General features: G+C 39.3%; 23 protein-coding genes and 2 pseudogenes. 22 read left to right on the forward strand and 3 right to left on the reverse strand.

Going from position 1 to position 26,522, the window contains the following annotated elements; genetic code table 11:
* Positions 1–217: 217 nt before the first annotated feature.
* The 14 genes and pseudogenes from RAM70_RS10715 to RAM70_RS10780 all read left to right on the forward strand — a co-directional run bounded on the left by RAM70_RS10715 (position 218) and on the right by RAM70_RS10780 (position 12,605).
* On the forward strand, positions 218–958 hold the full coding sequence (locus RAM70_RS10715; RefSeq protein ID WP_045358455.1) for a Uma2 family endonuclease: 741 nt from the start codon (positions 218–220) through the stop codon (positions 956–958).
* A gap of 164 nt (positions 959–1,122) precedes the next feature.
* On the forward strand, positions 1,123–1,329 hold the full coding sequence (locus RAM70_RS10720; RefSeq protein ID WP_045358454.1) for a hypothetical protein: 207 nt from the start codon (positions 1,123–1,125) through the stop codon (positions 1,327–1,329).
* Between the two features lie 50 nt (positions 1,330–1,379).
* Positions 1,380–2,420, forward strand: coding sequence for an NAD-dependent epimerase/dehydratase family protein (locus RAM70_RS10725; protein ID WP_045358453.1), 1,041 nt, complete (start codon positions 1,380–1,382; stop codon positions 2,418–2,420).
* 10 nt (positions 2,421–2,430) lie between these two features.
* Entirely contained in the window at positions 2,431–3,621 is a 1,191-nt protein-coding gene (locus RAM70_RS10730) for a class I SAM-dependent methyltransferase (protein ID WP_312673682.1), read from the forward strand.
* Between the two features lie 215 nt (positions 3,622–3,836).
* Positions 3,837–5,639 (forward strand): thiamine pyrophosphate-binding protein, encoded by a 1,803-nt coding sequence (locus tag RAM70_RS10735; protein WP_045358451.1) that lies wholly within the window; start codon positions 3,837–3,839, stop codon positions 5,637–5,639.
* A gap of 56 nt (positions 5,640–5,695) precedes the next feature.
* Positions 5,696–6,520, forward strand: a complete 825-nt coding sequence (locus tag RAM70_RS10740; protein ID WP_004163421.1) for an aldolase/citrate lyase family protein — start codon at positions 5,696–5,698, stop codon at positions 6,518–6,520.
* Entirely contained in the window at positions 6,495–7,178 is a 684-nt protein-coding gene (locus tag RAM70_RS10745; protein WP_312673684.1) for an SDR family NAD(P)-dependent oxidoreductase, read from the forward strand. The genes RAM70_RS10740 and RAM70_RS10745 overlap by 26 nt, the downstream gene beginning before the upstream one ends.
* Positions 7,179–7,203: 25 nt before the next feature.
* Positions 7,204–8,268 (forward strand): AroB-related putative sugar phosphate phospholyase (cyclizing), encoded by a 1,065-nt coding sequence (locus RAM70_RS10750; protein ID WP_312673685.1) that lies wholly within the window; start codon positions 7,204–7,206, stop codon positions 8,266–8,268.
* Between the two features lie 59 nt (positions 8,269–8,327).
* Entirely contained in the window at positions 8,328–8,753 is a 426-nt protein-coding gene (locus tag RAM70_RS10755) for a GtrA family protein (RefSeq protein WP_312673686.1), read from the forward strand.
* A complete protein-coding gene (locus RAM70_RS10760; protein ID WP_312673687.1) occupies positions 8,750–9,682 on the forward strand; it encodes a glycosyltransferase family 2 protein in 933 nt (310 codons plus the stop codon). The genes RAM70_RS10755 and RAM70_RS10760 overlap by 4 nt, the downstream gene beginning before the upstream one ends.
* Before the next feature lie 33 nt (positions 9,683–9,715).
* Positions 9,716–10,231 (forward strand): hypothetical protein, encoded by a 516-nt coding sequence (locus RAM70_RS10765; protein WP_312673688.1) that lies wholly within the window; start codon positions 9,716–9,718, stop codon positions 10,229–10,231.
* 139 nt (positions 10,232–10,370) lie between these two features.
* A pseudogene (locus RAM70_RS10770) lies at positions 10,371–11,585 on the forward strand (ISL3 family transposase).
* A gap of 88 nt (positions 11,586–11,673) precedes the next feature.
* Complete coding sequence (locus RAM70_RS10775) at positions 11,674–12,135, forward strand: hypothetical protein (RefSeq protein WP_312673690.1); 462 nt, start codon at positions 11,674–11,676, stop codon at positions 12,133–12,135.
* A gap of 29 nt (positions 12,136–12,164) precedes the next feature.
* Positions 12,165–12,605 carry a helix-turn-helix domain-containing protein gene (locus RAM70_RS10780; RefSeq protein WP_312673191.1) on the forward strand — a complete coding sequence of 147 codons (441 nt, stop codon included), beginning with the start codon at positions 12,165–12,167 and terminating at the stop codon, positions 12,603–12,605.
* 107 nt (positions 12,606–12,712) lie between these two features.
* Here the strand turns inward: RAM70_RS10780 and RAM70_RS10785 are convergent, their stop codons facing one another.
* Positions 12,713–13,729, reverse strand: coding sequence for an IS4 family transposase (locus RAM70_RS10785; RefSeq protein WP_288016859.1), 1,017 nt, complete (start codon positions 13,727–13,729; stop codon positions 12,713–12,715).
* A 172-nt stretch (positions 13,730–13,901) separates the two neighbouring features.
* On the opposite strand from RAM70_RS10785, the gene RAM70_RS10790 reads away from it, so the two are divergent.
* From RAM70_RS10790 to RAM70_RS10810, 5 genes and pseudogenes are all read left to right on the forward strand, one after another.
* Positions 13,902–14,324, forward strand: a complete 423-nt coding sequence (locus tag RAM70_RS10790; RefSeq protein ID WP_312675891.1) for a transposase — start codon at positions 13,902–13,904, stop codon at positions 14,322–14,324.
* A 106-nt stretch (positions 14,325–14,430) separates the two neighbouring features.
* Positions 14,431–15,096 (forward strand): hypothetical protein, encoded by a 666-nt coding sequence (locus RAM70_RS10795; protein WP_312673692.1) that lies wholly within the window; start codon positions 14,431–14,433, stop codon positions 15,094–15,096.
* A gap of 219 nt (positions 15,097–15,315) precedes the next feature.
* Positions 15,316–16,884, forward strand: a complete 1,569-nt coding sequence (locus RAM70_RS10800) for a hypothetical protein (protein ID WP_312673693.1) — start codon at positions 15,316–15,318, stop codon at positions 16,882–16,884.
* A gap of 184 nt (positions 16,885–17,068) precedes the next feature.
* A pseudogene (locus tag RAM70_RS10805) lies at positions 17,069–17,263 on the forward strand (YciI family protein); the annotation flags it as partial.
* A 307-nt stretch (positions 17,264–17,570) separates the two neighbouring features.
* A complete protein-coding gene (locus tag RAM70_RS10810) occupies positions 17,571–18,587 on the forward strand; it encodes an IS4 family transposase (protein ID WP_288016859.1) in 1,017 nt (338 codons plus the stop codon).
* A 658-nt stretch (positions 18,588–19,245) separates the two neighbouring features.
* Here RAM70_RS10810 and RAM70_RS10815 read toward each other — a convergent pair.
* Both RAM70_RS10815 and RAM70_RS10820 read right to left on the reverse strand, forming a co-directional pair.
* Positions 19,246–19,785, reverse strand: a complete 540-nt coding sequence (locus tag RAM70_RS10815; protein ID WP_312673694.1) for a hypothetical protein — start codon at positions 19,783–19,785, stop codon at positions 19,246–19,248.
* A gap of 3 nt (positions 19,786–19,788) precedes the next feature.
* Positions 19,789–20,211: a four helix bundle protein gene (locus RAM70_RS10820; protein ID WP_312673696.1), complete on the reverse strand. Its 423-nt coding sequence runs from the start codon at positions 20,209–20,211 to the stop codon at positions 19,789–19,791.
* Between the two features lie 450 nt (positions 20,212–20,661).
* Between RAM70_RS10820 and RAM70_RS10825 the strand changes: the two genes are divergently transcribed.
* The 3 genes from RAM70_RS10825 (at position 20,662) to smc (ending at position 26,391) form a co-directional block, all read left to right on the forward strand.
* Positions 20,662–22,233 (forward strand): hypothetical protein, encoded by a 1,572-nt coding sequence (locus RAM70_RS10825; RefSeq protein WP_312673697.1) that lies wholly within the window; start codon positions 20,662–20,664, stop codon positions 22,231–22,233.
* Positions 22,234–22,417: 184 nt separating this feature from the next.
* Complete coding sequence (locus tag RAM70_RS10830; RefSeq protein WP_045358444.1) at positions 22,418–22,687, forward strand: YciI family protein; 270 nt, start codon at positions 22,418–22,420, stop codon at positions 22,685–22,687.
* A 173-nt stretch (positions 22,688–22,860) separates the two neighbouring features.
* Positions 22,861–26,391, forward strand: coding sequence for a chromosome segregation protein SMC (smc, locus tag RAM70_RS10835; protein ID WP_312673698.1), 3,531 nt, complete (start codon positions 22,861–22,863; stop codon positions 26,389–26,391).
* Positions 26,392–26,522: the final 131 nt, after the last annotated feature.

Genomic DNA, 26,522 nt, shown 5'->3' on the forward strand with positions numbered 1-26,522 from the left:
CTTCTAGAATCCCGGAAAAGCATAGATTCTACTATAAAGCGAAGTTGTGATATTTATGTAAAAGATTAGAATTGTAATAGAGTCAGAGAATCTTGACAAAATCATATAGCCTAAAACGAGCCAAAGGCTTGACGGCACAATTGAGAGCGCAATTGGGTTGACATTGACAATAGTTTATGATAAGAAAGTGGTATCAGTTGTTCACCCCAACCAACCAATGGCTCAAGAAACCCTCCTAATTGCAGCTAACCCACTGGGGATCAAGCTACCACCGACCCAAGATGAACTACCTTCTGATGATGGTATTCCCATGGAAACCCAGCGACACGGACTGCAAATGCAGTTATTAGTTAGACCTCTCTCCCGGTGGTTAAAAGCTCAAGGACGAGAAGCATTTGTGGGGGGCAATATGTTTGTTTACTTTAGCGCCAATCAAGTGCGTAACGAGGATGATCGCGGAACTGATGTATTTGTCGTTGTGGACGTGCCTCGAAAAGAACGGAAAAGCTGGGTCGTCTGGGAAGAAGAAAAAGCTCCTGATGTGGTGATTGAATTGCTCTCTGAAAGTACAGCCAAAAAGGATAAAGAAGAGAAAAAGCTGATCTATCAGAATCGTTGGCGGGTGACAGAATACTTTTGGTATGATCCCTTTGACTCAGAAGATTTAGCGGGACATCGCTTAGAAGGGGGCGTTTATAAATCTTTAAACCCAGATGCTCAAGGCAGATTCAGCAGCGAAATATTAGGGCTAGTGTTAGTGCGCTGGCAGGGAATTTATGGGGATGAACAAGAGCCGATTACTTGGCTGCGTTGGGCAACACCAGCGGGGCAATTGCTCCCCACCATAGAGGAGTTGGCCGAGCAGGAAAAGCAACGAGCCGAACAGGAAAAGCAACGAGCCGAGCGCTTGGCGGCACAATTGCGATCGCTGGGAGTGGAAGTTGATGATAGTTTATGATAGAAAACAAACCTTATTCTTTACTGTCTCTCACCTTACTTTTGTTGACTTCTATATACATTTAGCTTTTTTGTCAATGAAGAAAAACAAAGTAAATATGATTTAATGTATGTGATTTTTTGTTTTTTTTGTTAATACAGAAAAACTACTTTATCATTCCGTAAATGACAGCACAAGGACTGAGTATTATTGTCATGTTGATTACTCTATTGAGGTTAATACTTGGAGGTTTAATTATCAAAGAAGGAGTAAATAATAAAGGTAAAAGAGAAAAGGTAATGCGTTATCTAATAGGTGTTAAAAAATTGTCAGATACCCCCCTTAATAAGGGGGTGGTTAAGGGGGGATCAAAGGCAAAATCTATCTTCTAATTAGAACCACTTCCTTATCATAATATTCATAGCTGATGTAATATGCTCTTATGACCAATCTTCTAACAAATGACTTAAATCATATTCTTGCCCACACTAAAGACCTGTGGGAAGAATTGCGTGGACAGCGGATATTTATTACTGGAGGTACAGGCTTTTTTGGCTGTTGGCTTCTGGAGAGTTTTATTTGGGCCAATGATCAGCTAGACTTAAAAGCATCGGCAGTTGTTTTAACCAGAAATCCTGATAGTTTCAGGCAAAAAGCTCCTCATTTAGCCAATCATCCCGCTATTCAATTCCATAGCGGTGATGTTAGGTCATTTCAGTTTCCTGAAGGGGAGTTTTCTTATATTATTCATGGTGCAACTGAAGCCAGTGCCAAGCTCAATCAAGAAGATCCCTTACTAATGTTTGATACGATTATTGAGGGAACAAGGCATACTTTAGAATTTGCTAAATTTTGTCAGGCTAAAAAGTTCTTATTAACTAGTTCCGGTGCCGTTTATGGCAAGCAGCCATCAGAAATCACCCATGTTTCCGAAGACTATTTAGGCTCTCCTGATTTAACTAATCCGGGTTATGCTTATGCAGAAGGAAAACGGGCAGCAGAAATGCTCTGTACTCTCTATGCTAAACAACAGGGCTTAGAAACTAAAATTGCTCGTTGCTTTGCCTTTGTCGGTCCCTATTTGCCACTGGATACCCATTTTGCTATTGGTAATTTCATTCGAGATGGTATGACGGGGAGTCCGATTCTCATCCAGGGGGATGGTACTCCTTATCGTTCTTACCTCTATGCGGCGGATTTGGCAATTTGGCTGTGGACAATTTTGTTTAAGGGGAAATCATGCTACCCTTACAATGTCGGTTCAGATGAGGATTTAACTATCGCTGAACTGGCGGAAGTTGTTGCCAGTACATTTGCATCAAAAGTCGAGGTAGTTATAGCAAAAGAACCTATCCCCGGTAAACCTGTTGAACGTTATGTACCCTCAGTCCAGAGGGCTTTTGCTGAGTTACAACTTAAGCCATTAATTTCTTTGTCAGACTCAATCATCCGAACGGCTAGTTATAATTCATCAAAATTTTAGTATTTACATCATGAATCAGAAAAAATCACTGCGAAATTGTCCAATTTGTCAAGAAGAAAATGGGGAAATTATTCACACACAAAATTTCGTTTTACCTGAAGGTCATCCCCTCTCAAATGGATATGATATACTGTGTTGTGATCGCTGTGGTTTCGTCTATGCTGATACAACAGTAAGTCAGAAAGATTACGATATTTTTTACACCAAATTATCCAAATACGAGGACAAAAAAACCGCTACGGGAGGAGGGGAATCTCCCTATGATGCCGCCCGAATTCAAAAAACGGCTGAATGTATTGCTGAATTTTTACCGGATAAGAGCGTTCGCATTTTAGATATTGGCTGTGCCAATGGTGGCTTATTAGGCTATCTTAAAAAACTAGGATATAACAATTTATGTGGTTTAGATCCATCTCCTATCTGTGCCGAAACTACAAAACAAAAGTATGACATAGAAACTTATACTGGTTCAATGTTTGAACTGCCCCATAGTTTGGGTGTGTTTGATGTTATTATTCTTTCCCACGTATTAGAACATATACAAGATGTGTCTACTGCATTAACTAATCTTAAAGATATACTGGATAAAAATGGGATTCTGTATGCCGAAGTTCCCGATGCTAAAAGATACTTAAATTTTTATGTTTCCCCATTTCATTATTTTGACACTGAACACATCAATCACTTCTCCTTAAAGTTCCTAGAAAAATTACTAATGCTTGCTAACTTTACTATCATTGGTAGGGGAGAGAAAGAATTTGAGTTACATTCAGGGACTATTTATCCAGCTATTTGGGTAATGGCTAGATTGTTAAATAGAAAAATACCATTGAATTTAGATTTAGATTCAGAACTTTGCAATAATATAATTAAATACCTAAAACATTCAGAGGAATATCTTGATACCCAAGCGATAGATGAGTTGGTTTTAAATTGCGAAAAAATAATCGTTTGGGGAATTGGCAGTTCTACAATGAGACTTTTGGCTAATTCAAGTCTCAGTCAAGCCAATATAATTGCATTTGTTGATAGTAATCCCAAGTATTGGGGAGAATATTTAATGGACAAGCCTATTATTTCTCCCGAAGAATTAAAAAAGAAAACAGAAACAATTTTGATAACATCTAAAATTTATGGCCAAGAAATTCTAACACAAATAATTAATGAACTTAACCTGAAAAATAAAGTAGTGAGTGCATAGATAATTTGAATATACTAACTCTATTCGGTGGCAAAACATATCAAGTAAGGTAAAGCTTATAACCAAGCATCGTAAGCATGGCCGTCTAGATATGCTCAGTGTTGATAACACGACACGAGAAACCAGAGAGCCAAACAATGTATACCTGCACTAATTCATAATCTATCAACTATAATAATGTCAACCAAATTAGCGAATCTAAGAGCGAAACCCCGATGAGAGTTGCCGACTATATCGCCCAAACCCTTGTGAAACATGGCATCCATGATGTTTTTTTGCTTACTGGTGGTGGGGCGATGCACCTGAATGATGCTTTCGGGCGCTGTCCAGGACTATCCTACACCTGTTGCCACCACGAACAAGCTTGTGCTATGGCGGCCGAAAGCTACTATCGGTTAACCAATCGCCTAGCCGCTCTGAATGTAACCACAGGACCGGGGGGAACCAATGCCATTACCGGAGTCTATGGAGCGTGGACAGATTCCATCGGTATGATCGTTATTTCCGGACAGGTAAAATGGGAAACCGTGGTCAGAAGTACAGACTTACCCCTCAGACAATTGGGAGATCAGGAAATTGACATTGTTAAATTGGTGGAACCGATCACCAAATACGCGGTGATGGTGACAGAGCCCCAGTCAATTCGCTACCATCTCGAAAGAGCATTACATCTGGCTCAATCTGGCCGTCCCGGTCCTTGCTGGTTGGATATCCCGATGAATGTTCAAGGAGCTAAGATTGATCCCACATCTCTACCGGGCTACGACCCCAAAGAAGATGCGATCAAATATACTACCCCCGATCTAGCAGCCACCTGTGAACAAGTTATCAACCGACTGAAAACCGCCGAACGCCCGGTTATCTACGCCGGCTCGGGAATTCGTTTAGGGAGGGCTTATGAAGACTTCCTGCGCTTGGTCAATACTTGGAAAATCCCTGTAGTTACAGCTTGGAACGCTCACGATCTGATCTGGAACGATCATCCTTACTATATTGGTAGGCCAGGGACTATCGGCGATCGCCCTGGTAATTTTGCCGTCCAAAATGCTGATTTCTTATTAGTTTTAGGTTGCCGGCTCAACATCCGCCAGGTGAGCTATAACTGGGAAAATTTTGCCCGGGAAGCCTATAAGATTATCGTGGATATTGACGAATCAGAACTGAAAAAGCCAACGCTCAGGCCGGATTTACCTGTTCATGCCGATGTAGCCGACTTTTTGGCGCATTTACTGCAACATCAAGTTGAGCCAACACAACACCATCAACAGTGGCTAGACTGGTGTTTGATTCGTAAGGAAAAATATCCCACTGTCTTACCCGAATATTGGCTAACACAAGGGGCAGTTAACCCTTATTGCTTTGCCCAAGCACTCTTTAAGGAACTCCCTCCGGGAGAAATAGTCGTGACCGGTGATGGAACCGCCTGTGTGACGACATTTCAAGCGGCATCAATCAAAGAGGGACAGCGCCTCTACACTAACTCTGGTTGTGCCTCCATGGGATACGATCTACCGGCGGCGATCGGGGCCTGTATTGCCAGTGGTAAGCGGCGAGTGATTTGTATTGCGGGAGATGGCAGCATTCAATTAAACCTACAAGAATTACAAACCCTGGTGGGATATCAACTGCCTATCAAGATTTTTGTCCTCAATAATCAAGGCTATCACTCGATTCGTCAAACTCAGCAGAATTTCTTTGCCGATAATATTGTCGGTTGTGGACCTGAAAGTGGCGTGACCTTTCCCAGTTTTGAAAAGTTAGCTGCGGCCTATGGGATTCCTTACCGACTTTGCCGAGAACACGCAACTATGAAGCAAGCTATTCAAGAAACCATTGAAGGAGAAGGTTCTCAGATCTGTGAAGTGTTTCTTGACCTCAATCAACCCTTTGCTCCTAAGTTGTCTTCTCGTCGCTTGGATGATGGGCGCATGGTATCTTCTCCCTTAGAAGATTTGTCCCCCTTCCTAGATCGGGATGAGTTTATGAGTAATATGATTGTTGCGCCCATGACTGAATAGGTTATACTTCTTTCAAGTTCAAACTTAAAACTAGCTAATCAAGGAGCAGGAAAACTATGAACTCGATGGAAAAACGAATGGTGGAACTTTTATTGGAATTAAAGGAGAACTATAACGTTTGTGGAGTCAAAGCCGAATTTGAAGCGGAAGGCACCCGCATGGAAGAAGCAATGCGCCTCAAAGAGGTTAGTCTTACAGCCGGCTTGGGTTTAAACTTAAAAATTGGTGGCTGTGAGGCCATCAAAGATATGTTTGATGCTACTAGCTTAGGGGCTGAACGGGTAATTGCTCCCATGGTAGAAACGGCCTACGCCTTGAAAAAATACTTGAATGCGATCAATATCGGCTTTAGCAGTGATCAAAAACAAGATGTGGAATTTCTGATTAACTTAGAAACGATTACAGCTTTTAAAAACTTTGATGAAATGTTATCCTTGCCCGAAATCAAGTCTTTAAGTGGGGTGGTGATTGGGCGAGTTGACTTGTCTGGTTCTATGGGATTGACTCGTGAAGATATTAATAGCGATCAAGTCCTAGATATTGCCTTGAAAATTGCTGAAAAAGCGAAATCAGCCGGGTTAAAGGTGGTTGTAGGCGGTGGGGTTTCCGTTCATTCATTACCTTTCTTTAAAGCCTTTCCTGAAGGACATCTTGATCGCTTTGAAACCCGAAAGGTTGTCTTCCGTTGTCCGGAAGCCATCAATAACCCGGAGGAGGCTTTTTTGAAGGCGGTTGAATTTGAGCTTATGTGGCTGAAGAATAAAAAGAATTACTATGGGGCAATTCATCGAGAAGATGATAGTCGCTTAGAAATGATGGAAGAACGCTACCGCAGTTCAATTAATAAATTACTCTATGGTAAATCTAACAAAGCATCATAAAGCCTTGATTACTGGAGGTTCTCGCGGACTTGGGGCTGCCATGGCCTCATTATTGGAAGACCAAGGCGTTGAAGTAATTGCCCCAACACGGGATGTCTTGGATCTTTCCCGCATGGAGTCCATTGCCGCTTATATCGCTTCCGAGCAGGGGAAGGGGTTTGACATAATCATCAATAATGCTGGGATTAATCTTCTCAATGAACTTACCCATGTCAAAGATGAGGACTGGCAAATTATGCTTCAGGTGAATTTGACCGCCCCCATGGCCCTAATTAGAGGGTTCTCTCCCTATATGAAAGCCCAAAAGTGGGGAAGGATAGTCAATATAAGCTCTATCTTTAGTTTAGTCACCAGAGAAAACCGCTCTGCTTACTCGGCAACTAAAGCAGGTTTAAACGGTTTGACCCGAACTGCGGCAGTGGAATTGGCTCCCTATGGTATTCTCGTAAACGCGGTTTGTCCGGGATATGTCGAAACCGAGTTAACCTTTGTCAATAATTCTCCTGAACAGTTAGCGGCAATTACTGCTACCATTCCCTTACAACGTCTTGCCCAACCCCATGAAATTGCCAAGCTAGTTAGTTTTTTGTGTTCGGAAGAAAATACCTATCTCACTGGACAAAATCTAGTGATTGATGGCGGCTTCACCTGTAAATAAACCCTGATTTTAAGGTTCTTGAGTTATGCTAGAAATCCAAAGTCAATTTCACCCCTACTGTGTTGAAGTCAAGGAAGGCTTAAAAGATGCTTTAACACAAGCTGTCAAAGACAAGACTGTTTTTACTTTAGTTGATAGTAACGTTTTCCACCTGTACTCACAGCCAATAGAAGAAGTTTTGTCCGATCGCCCTATCTTAAAAATAGAGGCTACGGAGGAACAAAAATCTTTTGAACGACTCACACCAATTTTTTTAAACCTCTTGGAATTAGGTTTTAGGAAAGACTGTACCTTGCTAGTAATTGGAGGTGGAGTTATTCAAGATATTGGCTGTTTTATAGCTTCCGTTTTATTTAGGGGGATTAAATGGATATTAATTCCTACTACCTTATTAGCTCAATGTGATAGTTGTATTGGCAGTAAAAGCTCCATCAATATCCAAAACTTCAAAAACCAAATCGGGACATTTTATCCCCCCCATGAGATTATTCTTGTTTTTTCTGTATTGAAGACCTTACCCTCTGATGAAATTCGCTCTGGGTTGGGGGAAATTATCAAGCTAAATTTACTGGCTGGTCAATCTGAAGTTCAACAAATGAAAATTAATCTTCAAAAACTATCGTCGGATTTTCTAGAGATTCAAAATCTAATTTTAGATGCTCTAAATATCAAGAAACGTTACATTGAGCGGGATGAGTTTGACAAGGGAATTAGAAATATTTTAAATTATGGGCATACTTTCGGACACGCTTATGAATCGGCCACTAACTATAAAATTCCCCATGGAATTGCTGTAACTTTAGGGGTGCTTACGGCTACCTTCTTTTCCGAAAGACTAGGAATGGTAGAATCGGGATATTTTGATAATTTGGAAGAGTTTTTGAAACCTTATTATCAGCCTTATAACCAGGAGTTAACCTCTAATATTTTAGAGCTTATTTTAGGAGCAATTAAACTGGACAAGAAAAATACTGGAAGATCAATTAACTGCATCCTAACACGAGGAGAAGGTAAAATGGAGAAGGTTTCGCTAGAGTTAGAGAATCAAGTGAGACCTCTACTCAATGAATTTTTGACAGTTATCTGTTAAAATTGGGCAACAATAATCTAATCAATAATTAATGACTTGCGGGGGAATGAACTAAGAAAATGTATCTGATCAAAAAGCATAGATTGGTTAACCTGATTAAAAAACATGAATTTGCCAGGTTTGTGTTAGTTGGCGTACTGAATACCTTATTCAGTTATTTTTTATATGGTAGTCTTATACTGATAGGACTAAATTATAAATATGCTGTCTTGCTGGCTACTATTCTGGGGGTTTTATTTAACTTTCAAACCACGGGAAAGTTAGTTTTTGGTAGCCAAAACAATAAATTAATCTTTCGTTTTGTCTTAGTTTATGTGGTGACTTTTCTCTTGAACGTTGAGGCCCTGAGAATTGTTGATGCTATTGATATTGGCATCGAGCAAAAAACTAAAATGTTAATCGCTGGTGCTATCTTGGTTCTTCCCATGGCTGTCATCTCTTTTATTTTAATGAAACTATTTGTTTTTAGAGAAAGATCACAATGAAGAAAATTACTGTAATGACTCCTTGTTATAATGAGGAAGGAAATGTTGAAGACCTTTACCTGCGGGTTAAAGAAGTCTTTAATCAGTTACCTAACTATGAGTATGAACATCTTTTTATCGATAACGCTTCCCAAGATAAAACTGTAGATGAATTAAAAAAAATTGCTCAAAAAGACTCCAGGGTAAAAGTCATCGTTAATGCTAGAAATTTCGGTCCCGTTCGTTCTGGTTACTATGGGATTCTTCAGTGTTACGGAGATGCGGTTATTCCTATCGTAGCAGATCTGCAAGATCCTCCCGAATTAATCCTAGAATTTGTCAAGAAGTGGGAGGAAGGCTATAAAGTTGTTAAAGCGGTTAAAACTCCGATGAAAGAAGGAGCTTTTTTCTATTTCGCTAGACAAATTTTTTATTATTTAATGGACAATCTTTCGGATATAAAAGTTACTAGAAATTTTACAGGTTTCGGGTTATATGATCAGAAAGTCATCAATGTTCTACGAGAGATTAACGATCCCTATCCCTATTTTAGGGGACTCATTGAAGAGTTAGGTTTTGAAAGTTTCTCTTTTGAGTATCAACAACAACGGCGAAAACGGGGTATTAGTAGTTACAACTTCTATCGATACTATAGCGAGGCGATGCTGGGTATTACCAGTCACTCCCAAGTTCCCCTCAGACTGGCCACCATGTTAGGCTTTGCTTTGTCCCTCTTGAGTCTGGTAGTGGCGTTAGGTTATTTAATCGCCAAATTGTTGTTCTGGGATTATTTTCCTTTAGGAACCGCACCAATCATGGTCGGACTATTTTTACTCGCTTCTGTGCAACTATTTTTTATCGGTATTATTGGGGAATATATCGGATTAATGCACATGAGAATTTTAAAAAGGCCTTTAGTTGTCGAACGAGAACGGATTAACTTTTATTAATCTATAACTGTCGAACCAATGCCCCTATTGATCATGGAAAATTTTGACTTACGCTTATCTTTATTAAATACAATAGAAAACCAATCTGGATTACCTAATCTATATAGGATAAGTCTAATTCTTGTATTATTCATATTTGTCGTTCTAGCGCTTTCTCCTACAATCTTCAACGAGTCGAAGGTTAGTAGATTTATCTTGCGGGTTTTCTCGGAACCTGTTTTTTTAGCGTGGACGGGGTTAGCGATTCTCGCTGCTCGTTGGCCAGTTTTACTCGCGCCCTCTATTAATTCGGATGAAGATATCTTCATTGCCGCCGCGATGAAACTGTTTAAAGATGCAGCTTTCTGGCGTTCGGTTGATACTGGCTCATCGGGTCCGCTGAATATTATACCCCTGACTATTCCTAAACTATTGAATATTCGCATCGATTACGCCAGCGATCGAGTTATCGGCTTATTTTTAGTTATTCTGTCCGTTATCTTTTTCTATTACTCGCTTAAATATTTAGGCTCTTCGGTAATTGTTATGCAAATAATTAACTTAAAATAAAATTCGATGATAGTGCTTACGCTCAAAAATAGCTGAAATCTATACAGGGAGAAATTTTAGACACAAACAGGTTAATACCAAAAGATAGACAATTGAGTTAAGATTTAATATAATAGCCAAAAACCAGAGTATTTTACTTATGATACTTGACAAATTTTTGAACCTAGAAGGAACCTCTATTCAAGGCTATCGACACCTAGAAAATGTCGGTATAGTTTGACGAATCGAATCGAAAAAGAAAAAAGCAATCTGTCCTCGTTGTGGGTTAGAGAGCGATAAACTACACCAAAATCATCGACATTTAGTCAAAGATTTACCGCTCTCAGGCCAACCAGTGTACCTACAAGTTAATCGTCGTCAATTTAAGTGCGATAATTGTCAGAAGCCCTTTAGCGAAGAGTTAGATTTTGTCGCCAGTAAACGAACCTATACGAAAAGACTAGCCGAGAATATACTTGAACAATTAAAATCAGGAGATATTTTAAATGTTAGCCGAAGAAATGACGTAACGGAAGAAGAGATTCAAAGAATGCTAGAGGACATCGCTGAAGAAATTACCGAGCCAGATTTATCGGAATTAAAAAGACTAGGAATTGATGAAATCGCTCTAGTGAAGGGACAAAAAAATTACTGTGCAGTTTTAGTAAATTTAGATACGGGAAAACTAATAGCTATTCTGGAGAAGCGAACACAAGAAGAGTTTAAGAAAACCCTTACGGGCTGGGGAAAAGAGGTGTTAGAGCCAATTGAAGAAGTAAGCATAGATCTTTGGTTGTCCTATAAAAATCTGGTAAAAGAATTGATGCCGTCGGCCGAGGTAGTCGCTGATAGATTCCATGTAATGAAACAAATTAATCAAGAGTTAGACGAACAGAGAAGAGCGGAAAAAAGAGCCGTAGAAGCGCGGAAAAATAAAAAACAGAAAGCGGAAAAAGAAGCGAAGCTAGAAGTTTTAAAGCGAAGTAAATATAGCCTGTTAAAAAATGAAGAAGATTTAACGGAACCCCAAAAAATCAAACTAGAAGCTATCAAAAAAACTTGGCTAAATTTGAAAGAGATGCACGAATTAAAGGAAGAATTCAGAAGGATTTACGAAACCTCAAAGAATCCGACAGAGGGAATGCTATCCATCTCGGAATGGTTGGCAAAATCCTCCAGTGTTTTTACCAAGAGTTGTCAAACAATCCGAAACTGGTTTGGAGAAATCATTAGTTATTTCGAGCGAAGGACAACGAATGGATTAGTCGAGGGAATCAACAATAAACTTAAACTAATAAAACGAAGAGGCTATGGCTTTAGAAACTTTCGGAATTTTTGGGTTAGAAGTATGTTGTCTTGGCATCTTGTCTGTTGATTTAGCATAAAGAGTAACGAAGAGCCAATATTTATACGATAATCGAGTCGCCCGTATTGCGACTATCCCAGTTGTTTTATTTTTCTCTTTGGCAGTCCATAGTAATTTTGTTCATTATAGCGGCGAACATTTCCCGATCGCTATTTTAAGTACTGCTCTTTGGATTACCTGCTACGTTTACACCCGCGAGTTTAGCGATCGCATGGTTTTTATTTTTGGTGCAGTTATCGGAATGATGCCCTACGCAAAAATGCAGGGTCTTCCCGTCGCGCTGGCAATCACTTTAATTTTCGCTCACATACTTTGGACAAGAAAAGAAAGTATCCGACAATTTCTCAAAAGTTTAGCTACGCTTGCCTTAGGCTTATTGCTGTTTTCTGCTATCAATCTCTTTTTTCTAATTCTTTTTTCAACCTCTGAGGATTTCTGGAGAAGGTATACCCTCCAGAATTTATTAATTTATGCCGATGTAAAGAACCTAGCCTTCGGGGAAAAGTTCAGCCAATTTATATCAATGGCTATAGCAAAGAGCGGGATAGTTAGGACATAATAGAGAAAAAGAAATGAGGAGAAGCTTTCATGGCAGCACCCTATAGTGATGATTTAAGACAGAAAGCAGTGAGTGCCGTAGAGCGAGGGGAGAAAAAAAGCCATGTCTGTCGCACCCTCAATATTAGTCGTAATACATTAGACATCTGGCTGAAACGGAAGAAACAAACTGGGACGGTGGCCGCTAAAACTAACTATCGTCGAGGGCCGAAGCCCCAAATTGACGATTTAGAAGCCTTTCAAAAGTTGGCCGAACAATATGGGCATTTGACCCAAGAAAAAATGGCGCAAAAATGGGCTAACCCAGTCAGTAGGATGAGAATTGGTCAAGCCCTCAAAAGAATTGGATTTACTAGAAAAAAAAAACTTATGGCTACAGAGAAAGAGATGAAGAAGCCCGAAAAGAGTTTCTCCAAAAAATCAGAGGTTATGCCCCGGAAAGATTTGTCTATATTGATGAAGCTGGAATAGATAAGTACCTAAGCAAAATTAATTACACATATCTAAACACCCAGAAACGTTGAATCCTGTAATAAAACTTTACATTGACAAGCATAATACCCCTATAACATCAAATTTTAAATTGAATAGACAATCCTCCGGAACCAGTGTACATAGCTAATATGTTGACACATGAAACTCTGTAAATAGCGCAGTTTGTCTAATAAGCTTTTCCCAAATCCTTCTTCAATATCTATTAGCTGTAGAATCAGATAAGCGATAATGCAACTATAGATCTGTAGGCGGATTCCGTTCTCGTTTTTAGTGATTAGATTATCCAACTTTAGATGCATTTTTAAAAATTTCCACAGCAGTTCTATTTGCCATCTTTGGATGTAAATTTCGGCAACTTCTTCATTACTAACTGCTCCTTCTCCTTCTAGAGGTAAATCTGTCGCCAGCCGAAATTCTGTTTGACTTTCTAGGTCGCAAAAAGCGACTACTCTTACTTCTATTTGTCTTTTATCTTTTCCGAGTTTACACTTGCCATTTTCGAGCATCTCTAGGCTAATATTATTTTTCACTCTCAAGACAAAATGCTTGTCACTACTCTCTAATAATTCGGTGATTCTTTGATTAGACGCAAATCCTCTATCCATTGCTCCAACTCCATTTACAGGAATTGCTTCTATCGTTTTTCCTCCTTCTTTTGAGTCATGACCTTGACCAAAATGGATGAGTATTCCGACCACCTCTGTTGTGATACTATTAAGACCAGAGAATAGTTTTACTTGATGCCATCCCTGGGACCATAGTAATTTACTGGTTAAGCTAATTATTGTTGAGTCAATAGGAAATAAAGCTCGCGCATTCTCTATTCCTTTTTTGGCAACTAAACGCTTATTTAATTCGACAATGACTTTCTCAAATGGACTTGTTTCTCTAATTTTGCTTGCCTTAGAAAATGTGGATAAATTTACATTAATTCCTTGAAGTACCATTCTACTGCATAAGTCCCTCATACTGACGATGCTTTTATCTAAAGCAAAACCAATCCAACAGGACAAAAATGTAAAAGTATCTAAAGCGGGGTAGTCATTTTTAGGCAGTGGTTTGAGAAGCTCTTTTATGAGTTTTGAAAAATTCGTCATCAGGGCAAACTCCCTATTGTGAGGGGAATAAGTTGTCTAGATTCTATCTATAATAGCATTTTTTTTCTGACTTTTCTCAACGTTCAACACTTCTGCTAAACACCTCTTGCAAGAGGCAAGAGCGCCTCTTGCCTATCTTCACTAGGAAATTAATTTTGCACGACTACTTAACACCATCGATTACCCTTATGGATATTGTCACAAATCAGAAAGATTTGAGGCTTTAAAGTTAGGTCACTGTAGCGAAAGAGTTAGTGTGATCAGCGGTTGGTGGCGTGGTTCCACTATCGCGCCAATGGTGTTTGAGGGGTACTGTAATACAGAGTTGGTGTGTGAGTGGATAGAACAATTGCTATTACCCGAACTACTACCCGGTCAAATTATCATCATTGATAACGCCAGTTTTCATCCCAAAGAGAGAATCAAAAAATTGTTAGCTAAAGCGGGATGTGAAGTGCTATTTTTACCCGCCTATTCTCCAGATATCAACAAAATTGAAAAGTTCTGGGCTAGATTGAAAAACTATGTTAGTCAGATTATCAATGATAGTGAAAACCTTGTGGATGCTGTGAGTAAAGCCTTCAGGCATCTGTCCTAACTAACTCGTTCTATGCCATAGTAGTAAACGATTAAACTCAAGTTCACTATTTCAAATTACCTCGATTTTTCTCATCGCCGCAACGATTTTGTTTTTCAGGGAAAGTATGGTGCGGCGAAAGCTATTTTTCACAAATACTTTTATCTTCTTCTTCTACAGCCTGTTTATCCTAGTAGTTTCTATTTATGTCGCCGTTCGCCCTGGTAATCCTTTCCCGCATTATCTTCTTTTTCTTGTCTTCCCCTGTGGTTTTTTGATCGGTGTGGTAATCGGAGAAATTTTTAAATTGTCGGAGAATAATGCTTTTTATAAACAGATACAGTTTTTGATATTGCTGTTGATGATCGCAGCCAGCTTCCTACAGGGCTATACGTTGATCAGAAGCGAACACCCCTATCTCTCTCAACGCCAAAAATATCTTCAGGACTATCAAACTCCCCTCGTGCGGACAATCTTACAATACGCTTCACCGAATGATTCAATGGCGATCTGGGGCAAGAGGGGTGATCTATATATAGAGACTGGACTGTATCAGGGAGTTAGAGACGTTGGGATTAAATGGATGGTTTTTAAAAGTCCCCAGCAGGCTTATTATCTAAAAAGCTTCGCAGACGATCTATTAAAGTCAAAATCAAAGGTTTTTGTAGATGCGATGGCTGGCGAGAAGAAGATTTATCGTTACGATGCCTATCCCGAAATCGCCACTGTGATTGAAAATAACTATCGCATGGTGGATGAAGTTGAGGGCATTCGGATTTATGTTAGAAAATAGAGTAGTGAAAAAATGGTAAATAACCAAATTGATTTACGGTGGTGGCTACTGAGTAATTTGGCGACTATTCAATCTTTGTCAATTATTTACAGAATATCAGTAATAGTCACTTTTATTATCTTCATTTTTTTCACTTTTTCTCCTCTCATATTCCTGAGAACTCCCACGAGTAAGCTCCAGAAATTTTTATTGTCAAATATAATATTTATTACATCTTTAGTGACTTTTATTTTAGCAGCACGCTGGCCAGGTTTCTTGCCACCAATGCTAAACCCCGATGAGGCACTATTTACCGCAGGTGCAATAAAACTGTTGAAAGATCCAGTTTTCTGGCGTGCAGTAGATGCAGGTTCATCTGGACCTCTCAATGTCTATCCTCTGACTCTACCAGCTTTTTTCGGGTTCAGAATTGAATATGCTAGTAGTCGCGTGATCGGCTTAATCATGATAATTGCTGCTATTGTTTGTCTTTATTATGCTTTATCCACTCTCTACAATAAGAGCCTTTCTCGCCTAGCAATAGTTCCCGTTGTTACCACTGTCGCCTTAATGACATTTTTTGACTATGTGCATTATACAAGTGAACATTTTTCAATTGCAATATTAAGTGTGGCTTTGTTAATCGTTTGTAAATATTATACTGGTAATTCATCTAATCCTAATCACCTGATATTTGCCTTGGGTTTTATACTGGGAACTACTCCCTTTGCCAAAATGCAGTCAGTTCCTATAGCTTTCTCAATTGCTTGTATATTTTTGCACATACTCTGGCTAAAAAGCAGAGGGAGAGGTCAATTAATCAGGAGTCTTGCTGCTTTCTTTCTTGGGGGAATGTTGTTCTCGGCTTTAGTTATACTATATCTAACAATTTTCTCAATATATGATGCTTTCTGGACATCTTACATACAACAGAATTTATTGATGTATTCTACCCATGGTTTGATGGGAGACGTAAATAAAATGAGCTTTTTCCGAAAAATTCTCAGATTTCTTAATATGTTAAGAAAAGCGCAAGATACACATATATTATTTTTATTAACAGCAATTGTCTTGATATTAGGAGTACCATTTCTAGTATTAAAGCGTGTTTCCTTAAACCTAAATCAAGAAAAGTCCAAGACATTTTGCTTTGTCTATTACAGTTTATTTATTTTGGCTGCGTCGAGTTATTCAATTATTAGACCAGGGAACGGGTTTACTCATTATTTACTGTTTCTAATCATACCTAGTGGATTTCTCATCGGCGTTTTTTTAGGTGAACTGGCAAAAGTCTTACAGCTGTCGCAATTAACCCTTTCAAACTTAAAGTTCTCTCTTTTAACAGGTGTCATTTTTATTGCAGTTGCTAGTAGTTTTTTACAATTTGCCGTAACAATAACATCAGATAATTTTTACCTCAATAATCGCAGAAGATTTGCTAGAAATTATCTCAGTCCGATTGCAAAAACTATTCTCAAGTATGCTTCTCCTGGTGAATCTATGGCTGTCTGGGGATGGGCCTCAGAGTTATATGTTGACACAAGCCTGGTACAAGCGACAAGGGATAGTGTTTCTGTTTGGCCAATCCTACCAGGTTCACTGCAAGAATATTTTCTGAAAAGATACACAGACGATCTTATTAATTCTAATGCTAAGTTATTTGTTGATGCTGTAGCTCCAAGAAGGTTTTTATTTACCGATAGAAAAACTCATGGACACGAAGTTTTTCCTGAAATTGCTAGGGTTATCAAGGAAAATTATCGGCTAGTTGATGAAGTTCAAGGAGTTCGTATTTATCTTAAAAAATAGTTATATGCTGCCTTTTTCCTGATTTGAGAACTGCGTAAAAGCTCCGAATAAGTTTGTGCATCACGACCCCAACTATCTGCATCTTACAGTATTTTTATACTACCCCACACTTTTCTAGATCGATTGAGTCTGATTGACGATTCGATCATAAAATAGCAACAGATCAAGAGAGTACAGGTCAAATATGCCAAAATTTGTTGTCTGGGGTAGTTATTGTGAAAACGTGGTGGAAAAACGCGCACCCTATCGTCAAGCGCATCTAGAGGGATTAAATCCACAGAAAGAACGGGGAATTCTCATTACTATCGGACCAACGGCAGATTTAAGCCAAGTTTTCGCAATTTATCAGGCAGCCAGCGAGTCAGAAGTGGGAGAATTATACCGTTTTTCTTTATTCGTGGCAGGCATTCTACTACCCTCTCCCACCCCCCTCACAAGTGTAGGTTTTTTACAAAAGGGTGTAAATCAAGACAAGGAAGACAAGGTGGGAAAGTGGACAAGGAAGTTTTTTGATACCACAAAAATCAGACTAGGAAGTATTAAGAGCAAGAGCATATCTTGTCGGGTACTGTTGTGAAAATAAACCAGTTAAAGCAGAAGTGTTGAACGTTGAGAAAAGTCAGAAAAAAAATGCTATTATAGATAGAATCTAGACAACTTATTCCCCTCACAATAGGGAGTTTGCCCTGATGACGAATTTTTCAAAACTCATAAAAGAGCTTCTCAAACCACTGCCTAAAAATGACTACCCCGCTTTAGATACTTTTACATTTTTGTCCTGTTGGATTGGTTTTGCTTTAGATAAAAGCATCGTCAGTATGAGGGACTTATGCAGTAGAATGGTACTTCAAGGAATTAATGTAAATTTATCCACATTTTCTAAGGCAAGCAAAATTAGAGAAACAAGTCCATTTGAGAAAGTCATTGTCGAATTAAATAAGCGTTTAGTTGCCAAAAAAGGAATAGAGAATGCGCGAGCTTTATTTCCTATTGACTCAACAATAATTAGCTTAACCAGTAAATTACTATGGTCCCAGGGATGGCATCAAGTAAAACTATTCTCTGGTCTTAATAGTATCACAACAGAGGTGGTCGGAATACTCATCCATTTTGGTCAAGGTCATGACTCAAAAGAAGGAGGAAAAACGATAGAAGCAATTCCTGTAAATGGAGTTGGAGCAATGGATAGAGGATTTGCGTCTAATCAAAGAATCACCGAATTATTAGAGAGTAGTGACAAGCATTTTGTCTTGAGAGTGAAAAATAATATTAGCCTAGAGATGCTCGAAAATGGCAAGTGTAAACTCGGAAAAGATAAAAGACAAATAGAAGTAAGAGTAGTCGCTTTTTGCGACCTAGAAAGTCAAACAGAATTTCGGCTGGCGACAGATTTACCTCTAGAAGGAGAAGGAGCAGTTAGTAATGAAGAAGTTGCCGAAATTTACATCCAAAGATGGCAAATAGAACTGCTGTGGAAATTTTTAAAAATGCATCTAAAGTTGGATAATCTAATCACTAAAAACGAGAACGGAATCCGCCTACAGATCTATAGTTGCATTATCGCTTATCTGATTCTACAGCTAATAGATATTGAAGAAGGATTTGGGAAAAGCTTATTAGACAAACTGCGCTATTTACAGAGTTTCATGTGTCAACATATTAGCTATGTACACTGGTTCCGGAGGATTGTCTATTCAATTTAAAATTTGATGTTATAGGGGTATTATGCTTGTCAATGTAAAGTTTTATTACAGGATTCAACGTTTCTGCAGTTAAAGAAATAGCCTTGCCGTTAAGTAAGTCGGCTATAATTTTGATTAAACCTTGAAGAAAACAGGAAATCTGACGAACTGTTTTTCGGCGAATATGTGGTTTTTTCGCAATAGGATTTGTCGGAAGTTGCTCGTCATTAAGATCAGGGGGATGTTGCTCATGCTCAGTGCCAACTGTTAGAGTCCAGAGCGTAGCTACGGCCATAGCTAACCATAGTCTTTCGGCTCTAGAAGGCTCTCGTCAACGAGTTTTCTGCCATTGCCAACCATCACTTTTAATGTCTCGATAACTACACTCAATCCAAGAACGTAAAGAATACCATAAGGCCTCACCTTGTTGTGGTAGTAAATCTGTAACAATTAACCAAGGTTCTTTATAACCATTATCCCAACGAGCTAATCAAGTACAATTCAAGGGATTAGTTTTAAAACCGGTAACTATTCCTGACCAACTCATTCCTGTATTTGGTACTACTGTTTCTAAAAATCGCCATTCTTTCTCACCTCTAATTTGATAAGTTCCTTGATGATTAATTCGTAAAAAAGGAGGTCAATTCAAGGCACAAATTGCCTCAAATAACCAATCAGCCTAGAGTCCTCTGTCTGCTGATACAACTACTAGCCAATCAGGAGGAACCACATTTTTCAAAGATTGAAATAATTCTTGCCAATGAGGTTTCCCTGCTCCTTTTTCTGTTCCTTTGACAATTTTCCCAGCTACAGGAATACCACATCCTTGATCAAGAACGTGAACAGAAAGAACAGTAAAATTTTGGCCAATATTAGTAGTATCTATGGCTAGAGGTAGCCATTTTTCTTCACTATTCCACCGACTCAAAATCCATTTAAGTAGGGAGGCAAAGCATTCATTTACCTCTAATTGATTTCTTTTTTTTCCAGTTTTTGCCTCTGCTTGGAGATACCATTCCCTTAGTCTTTGTTTCACTGTATTTGTCTTTTCTTGATTGAGTCTGCCGATAAATTCTGATACCCTAGTTAGACTACTTGAGCTTGTCATCACCATCCCAAAACTCCAAGTAGCTAACCCTGCTACTTCGGGTAAAGATAGATGAGGAAAATGATCACTGACAATTTTTGCCCACTCTTTGAGATGTTTATTCTTCAGCATTGTTCAACCAACTAACCAATTTTCTGGCTGACCAATCATTTTGACTAATCCACTTAAAACTTGACTATATGTACTGGATAATTCTCTTCCCTTTTCTGCTGGCCAATAATTACATTTCATCGCCAAATTTAACCCTACCTGTGTCTCAGCCGCTTCGGCTTCACAGTCATTTAATTTGGCGACAAAGGAGGCTTTATACCGTCTTTTTCTCCATGCCTCCGCTAAATTAGCACAAACCGAGCGAGAAGAGCGACGTATTTGGTCTGTAAGAGAGTATCTTTCTACATCAGGAAACTTTTTTGATAACTCAAAAATAGTCATAGCCGCCTGAAATACTTTTTGGTAGATAATCAAATCTTCATGGGTTTGGATTGTTCTGCGTTCTTCCTCCTTGTCCACTTTCCCTCCTTGTCTACCTTGTCTCACCCCATTATACATCTAATTGTAAAAAACCTACACTTGTAAGCTCCCACCCCCCCTTGCCTGACAGGTGTCGGGGGGGGGTGGGGGTGAGGGTAATTAACCATCTCTGCCATTACTTTAGAAAAATGGTATTAGACGATGAGGGTTCAGTTGTCATTATTCTCAGTTGTAAACATCGAAAAAATGCTTACAGCGGACTATAATATAAGTCCATCTCCTCTAGATTGATCCCTAAAGAGTGAAAAAATGGTAAATAACCAAATTGATTTACGGTGGTGGCTACTGAGTAACTCGGCCAGTATTCAATCTTTGTCAATTATTTACAGAATATCGGTAATAGTCACTTTTATTATCTTCATTTTTTTAGCTTTTTCTCCTCTCATATTCCTGAGAACTCCCACGAGTAAGCTCCAGAAATTTTTATTGTCAAATATAATATTTATTACATCTTTAGTGACTTTTATTTTAGCAGCACGCTGGCCAGGTTTCTTGCCACCAATGCTAATCAACCCAGATGAGGCATTATTTATCGCAGGTGCAATCAAACTGTTGAAAGACCCAGTTTTCTGGCGTGCAGTAGATGCAGGTTCATCTGGACCGCTCAATGTCTATCCTCTGACTCTGCCAGCTTTTTTCGGGTTCAGAATTGAATATGCTAGTAGTCGTGTGATCGGCTTAATCATGATCATTGCTGCTATTGTTTGTCTTTATTATGCTTTATCCACTCTCTACGATAAGAGCCTTTCTCGTCTAGCAATAGTTCCCGTTGTCACCACTGTCGCCTTAATGACATTTTTTGACTATGTGCATTATACAAGTGAACATTTTTCAATTGCAATATTAAGTGTGGCTTTGTTAATCGTTTGTAAATATTATACTGGTAATTCATCTAATCCTAATCCCCTGATATTTGCCTTGGGTTTTATCCTAGGACTTACTCCCTTTGCCAAAATGCAGTCAGTTCCTATAGCTTTCTCAATTGCTTGTATATTTTTGCACATACTCTGGCTAAAAAGCATCGCAAGAGGTCAATTTATCAGGAGTCTTGCTGCTTTCTTTCTTGGGGGAATGTTGTTCTCGGCTATGGTCGTACTATATCTAACAATTTTCTCAATATATGATGCTTTTTGGAAATCTTATATACAACAGAATTTATTGATTTATGCTACCCATGGTTTGGGAGGAAATCTAACGCAAGTAAGCTTTTTAGCAAAAATTAACATATTTATTAATATGTTAATAAATGTGAAAGATACACAGATATTATTTTTATTGACAGCAATTGCCTTGATAGTAGGAATACCATTTTTAATAATAAAGCGTTTTTCTTTAAGCCCACATCAAGATAATTCTAACACATTTTGTTTTGTCTATTACAGTTTATTTATTTTGGCTGCGTCGAGTTATTCAATTATTAAACCAGGGAACGGGTTTCCTCATTATTTACTGTTTCTAATTATACCTAGTGGATTTCTCCTCGGCGTTTTTATAGGTGAACTAGCAAAAGTTTTACAAGGGGCAAAATTAAATCGTTCAAACTTAAAGTTGTCTCTTTTGACAGGTGTAGTTTTCATTACAGTTGCTAGTAGTTTTTTACAATTTACTATAACAATAATATCAGATAATTTTCACCTCGATAATCGCAGAAGATTTGCTAAAAATTATCTCAGTCCGATTGCTAAAACTATACTAAAGTATGCTTCTCCTGGTGAATCTATGGCTGTTTGGGGGTTGGAACCAGAGTTATATGTTGACACGGGCGTGGTACAAGCGACAAGAGATAGTGTTCCTCTTTGGCAAATCCTACCAGGTTCACTGCAAGAATATTTTCTGAAAAGATATGCAGACGATCTGATTAATTCTAATGCTAGGTTATTTGTTGATGCTGTAGCTCCACGAATGACTGGAATTAAAGATAGAAAAACTCATGGACACGAAGTTTTTCCTGAAATTGCTAGGGTTATCAAGGAAAATTATCGGCTAGTTGATGAAGTTCAAGGAGTTCGTATTTATCTTAAAAAATAATTATATGCTGCCTTTTTCCTGATTTGAGAACTGCGTAAAAGCTCCGAATAAGTTTGTGCATCACGACCCCAACTATCTGCATCTTACAGTATTTTTATACTACCCACCACTTTTCCATAGCGATTTAGTCTGATTGACGATTCGATCGTAAAATAGCAACAGATCAAGAGAGTACAGGTCAAATATGCCGAAATTTGTTGTCTGGGGTAGTTATTGTGAAAATGTGCTGGAAAAACGCGCACCCTATCGTCAAGCGCATCTAGAGGGATTAAATCAACAGAAAGAACGGGGAATTCTCGTTACTATCGGACCAACGGCAGATTTAAGCCAAGTTTTCGCAATTTATCAGGCAGCCAGCGAGTCAGAAGTGCGAGAATTAATCGAAGCGGATACCTACTGGCAAAATGGCATCTGGACAGAGTACCAAGTCAAGGAATGGATTCAAGCCATTTAAGGGGACTATCAGCTATATTTTTCTATAAGGGTGTTGTCATAAAATTTTCCAACTACGCAACTAATCAAACTCATCTCCGGTCAAGTCTGAGGATATTGTCAAGGATAAACCGGAGTTATCCCTTATCGATTCAAGCTGACAGCTGATAGCTTGCCTACTTTTTGCTTATCGCCATGGTTTACATCAAAAAGGTCGAACTCTCACACTTCAAATCCTTCGGGGGAACGACTCCTATACCCTTTTTGCCGGGGTTTACGGTGGTTTCCGGTCCAAATGGTTCGGGAAAGTCGAATATCCTTGACGCATTGCTATTTTGCTTGGGATTAGCTACTTCCAAGGGAATGCGGGCCGAAAGATTACCGGATTTAGTCAATCATAGCTATAACAGTCAACGTCATAGCACCGAAGCGAGCGTTTCGGTGACTTTTGATGTTAGCGATATTCCCGACGCAACCGATAGGGATTGGACGGTTTCCCGACGCTTAAAAGTGGCTAAGGGTGGCAGCTATACTTCTACCTACTATATCAATGGGGAAACCTGTACGGTTAGCGAACTTCACGACCAATTAAACCGTTTACGCATCTATCCCGAAGGGTATAACGTGGTGTTACAGGGGGACGTAACCCGAATTATCAGCATGAATGCCAAGGAAAGACGGGAAATTATCGACGAATTGGCAGGAGTAGCCGAATTTGACCGCAAAATTGAGAAAACTAAGGAGAATATCGATTCGGTTAAAGAAAGGGAAGAACGCTGCCAAATTATTGCCACAGAATTGCAAAAATCTCTGGAGAAATTAGCACTCGATCGCATTAAAGCCGAAAAATACCAAAAACTCAAGGCCCAAGTCCAAGAAAAACAACAATGGGAAATTGTCCTGCATTGGCAAAATCTCCAGCAGCGCTGCCAGCAAGTACAAGGACAAATTCAAGCTGGGGAAAGGGAAAAACAGGTTTTAACCGAGAATATCGCCAATTTATCCGAACAAATCGCCCAAAATAGTCAAGAATTAGAGAAACTCAATCAACAGGTTAAAGCTTTTGGGGAAGATGAACACCTGTCCCTAACTTCCCGATTAGCGAGTCAACAGGCCAAACGACAACAACAGCAACAACGACAAAAAGAGTTAGAAAACCTCGAAAAAGAATCTCAGGCACAGAAAACCAGACTTTTAGAGGAAATTAATCGCTATAATCGCGAATTAAACCAGATTACTGCCCAAAAAAGCCGTTTAGAAACTGAAATTTTACCCAATCTCCTACGGACAACCCAAACCGCAAGGGAAACCCTAGAAAACCATCGTCTGCAAGCAAGTAGTCTCGCGGAAGCGTCAGAAGCTTGGGTAAAAGAACAAAGTGACCTTTCCCGCAATATTACCCGTCTTCAGGAACAATTAAACCCCTACCGTAGCCAACGGGCCCAATTGACCGAAAGATGCGATCGATTGCAAACTAATATAGTAGAAGCTGGTCAACGTCTGCAAGAATTAGAGCAAGTTATTAGCACAAAAACCGAAGAAAGTCAAGAAATATTACAAAAAATTAATCAATCGGACCCCGATATCCAAAATTTAGCCCAAAAACTCACCATTGCCGAACAAAATCGCGTTATCAGTCAGGACACCCAAAAACGTCTGCTCAAGGAACAACGGGACAAACAGAGGGAATTAGATAAACTGGAAGCGACCAAGCAAGCACAACAGGAGGCCCAGGGAACCTATGCCACTCAAATATTATTACAGTCAGATTTGCCCGGAATCTGCGGATTAGTGGCACAATTGGGGGAAGTAGAGGAACGTTATCAAATTGCTCTGGAAATCGCCGCCGGAGGTCGTTTAGGTCATGTAGTCGTCCAAGATGATAGCGTCGCGGCTGCCGGAATTGCCTTACTAAAACAGCGTCGCATCGGTAGGGCCACTTTTTTACCCCTGAATAAAATTCGTCCTCCCCGTCCCCAGGATATTTCCTCTCTGCGTCATGCGCGGGGTTATCTGGATTTAGCGGTGAATTTAGTTAAGTTTCAACCCCAGTATCGGGAGGTTTTTAACTATATTTTTGGCAGTACGGTGGTTTTCGAGGATATAGATTCTGCCCGTTATTATATCAATCAATATCGCATCGTTACTTTGGATGGCGAGTTATTAGAGATGACTGGCGCTATGACCGGAGGCAGCCAACCGACGCGATCGGGGCTGCGTTTTGGTAAAATTTCTCCGAAGGAGTCTAGTGAAGCGGAATCTCTACGGGAAAGATTAGCAGAAATCGATCGCATTCTTACCCGCAACGAGGAAAAAATCACCCAAGTTAATCATCTTATCAGTCAGTTAACCCAACAGTTAACCGAAACCCGTCAAAGTCATCGGGAAAATCAATTATCTCTACAACAATTAAGCAAGGATTTACAACGTTTAACCACAGAAAAAGAGGATTTAACCCGTCAATTATCGGGACAGCAAGAGGAAATTAGTATTTCTAGTCAACGGTTAGAGGTATTAACTAGAGAAATTCCTGAGTTAGAGTTATCTTTACAGCAAGAACAGGAGAAATTAACTGCTTTAGAGGCCAATCATACCCATAGCGAATGGCAACAGGTACAGGGAATAATTCGCAGTCAAGAATTAGAGTTACAAACCCAAGAAAATCACCTCGCTACAGTCCGCGAACAGTTAAAAGATTTACAAAATCAACAAATCAGACTAGAGGAAAAAAGTCAAGAGTCTGCGGATAGAATTATTGAGATTGAGAAAATAATTACCGATGCAGTTAATCAGAGAAATATCGGTAATCTGGAGATAGAAAAACTTGATCACCATATTTTAGAAATCAATCAAGCTTTACAGCAATTATCCCGACAACTAGGGGAAACCAAGCAAAAAAGAGACCAATTAGAGACAGTTTTGCGACAACAACAAAACCAACAACAACAGGCTATCTGGCAATCGGAAAAGTTAGTCAACAATCAAGAGGAAAGACAAGCATTACTAACCACTTTACAGACAGAAATTAGTCAACTAGAAAGCGACTTACCCAATCCCTTGCCCGAAATTCCCGAAAGCGAACGAGATTTCGAGAAAATTCAAAGCGATATTCGGCAGTTACAAAAGAAATTAGCAGCTTTAGAACCTGTGAATATGTTAGCTTTAGAAGAACACCAAAAAACTAAAGAGAGATTAGATGAACTATCAGAAAAACTGCAAACTCTAGAAGGAGAAAGAACCGAACTACTTTTACGGATAGAAAACTTTACCACCCTCAGATTTAATGCTTTTCAGGAAGCATTTACTGCCGTTAACGAAAACTTTAAGAATATATTTGCCACCCTGTCCGATGGCGATGGTTACTTACAACTAGAAGACGAAAATGACCCCTTTAATGGTGGCTTAAATCTGGTGGCACATCCGAAAGGAAAACCCGTACAGCGATTAAGTTCCATGTCTGGAGGTGAAAAATCTTTAACCGCTTTAAGCTTTATTTTTTCCCTACAAAGATATCGTCCTTCTCCCTTTTATGCCTTTGATGAAGTGGATATGTTTTTAGATGGGGCCAATGTAGAGAAATTGGCCAAAATGATTCAAAAACAAGCACAACAAGCGCAGTTTATTGTCGTTAGTTTGCGTCGGCCCATGATTGAAGCATCGGAAAGAACCATCGGTGTCACCCAAGCGCGGGGAACCCATACACAGGTACTAGGAATTAAAGTTTAACCTTAGACGCAAGTGGGAAGTGGGAAGTGGGGTGTAGGGTGTGGGGTGTGGGGTGTGGGGTGTGGGGTGTAGGGTGTGGGGTGTGGGGTGTGGGGAAGTGGGGAAGTGGGAAGCTTTTCAGTAAACAGTAA

Origin of the sequence: Microcystis wesenbergii NRERC-220, assembly GCF_032027425.1 — a bacterium.
Taxonomy (GTDB): Bacteria; Cyanobacteriota; Cyanobacteriia; order Cyanobacteriales; family Microcystaceae; genus Microcystis; species Microcystis wesenbergii_A.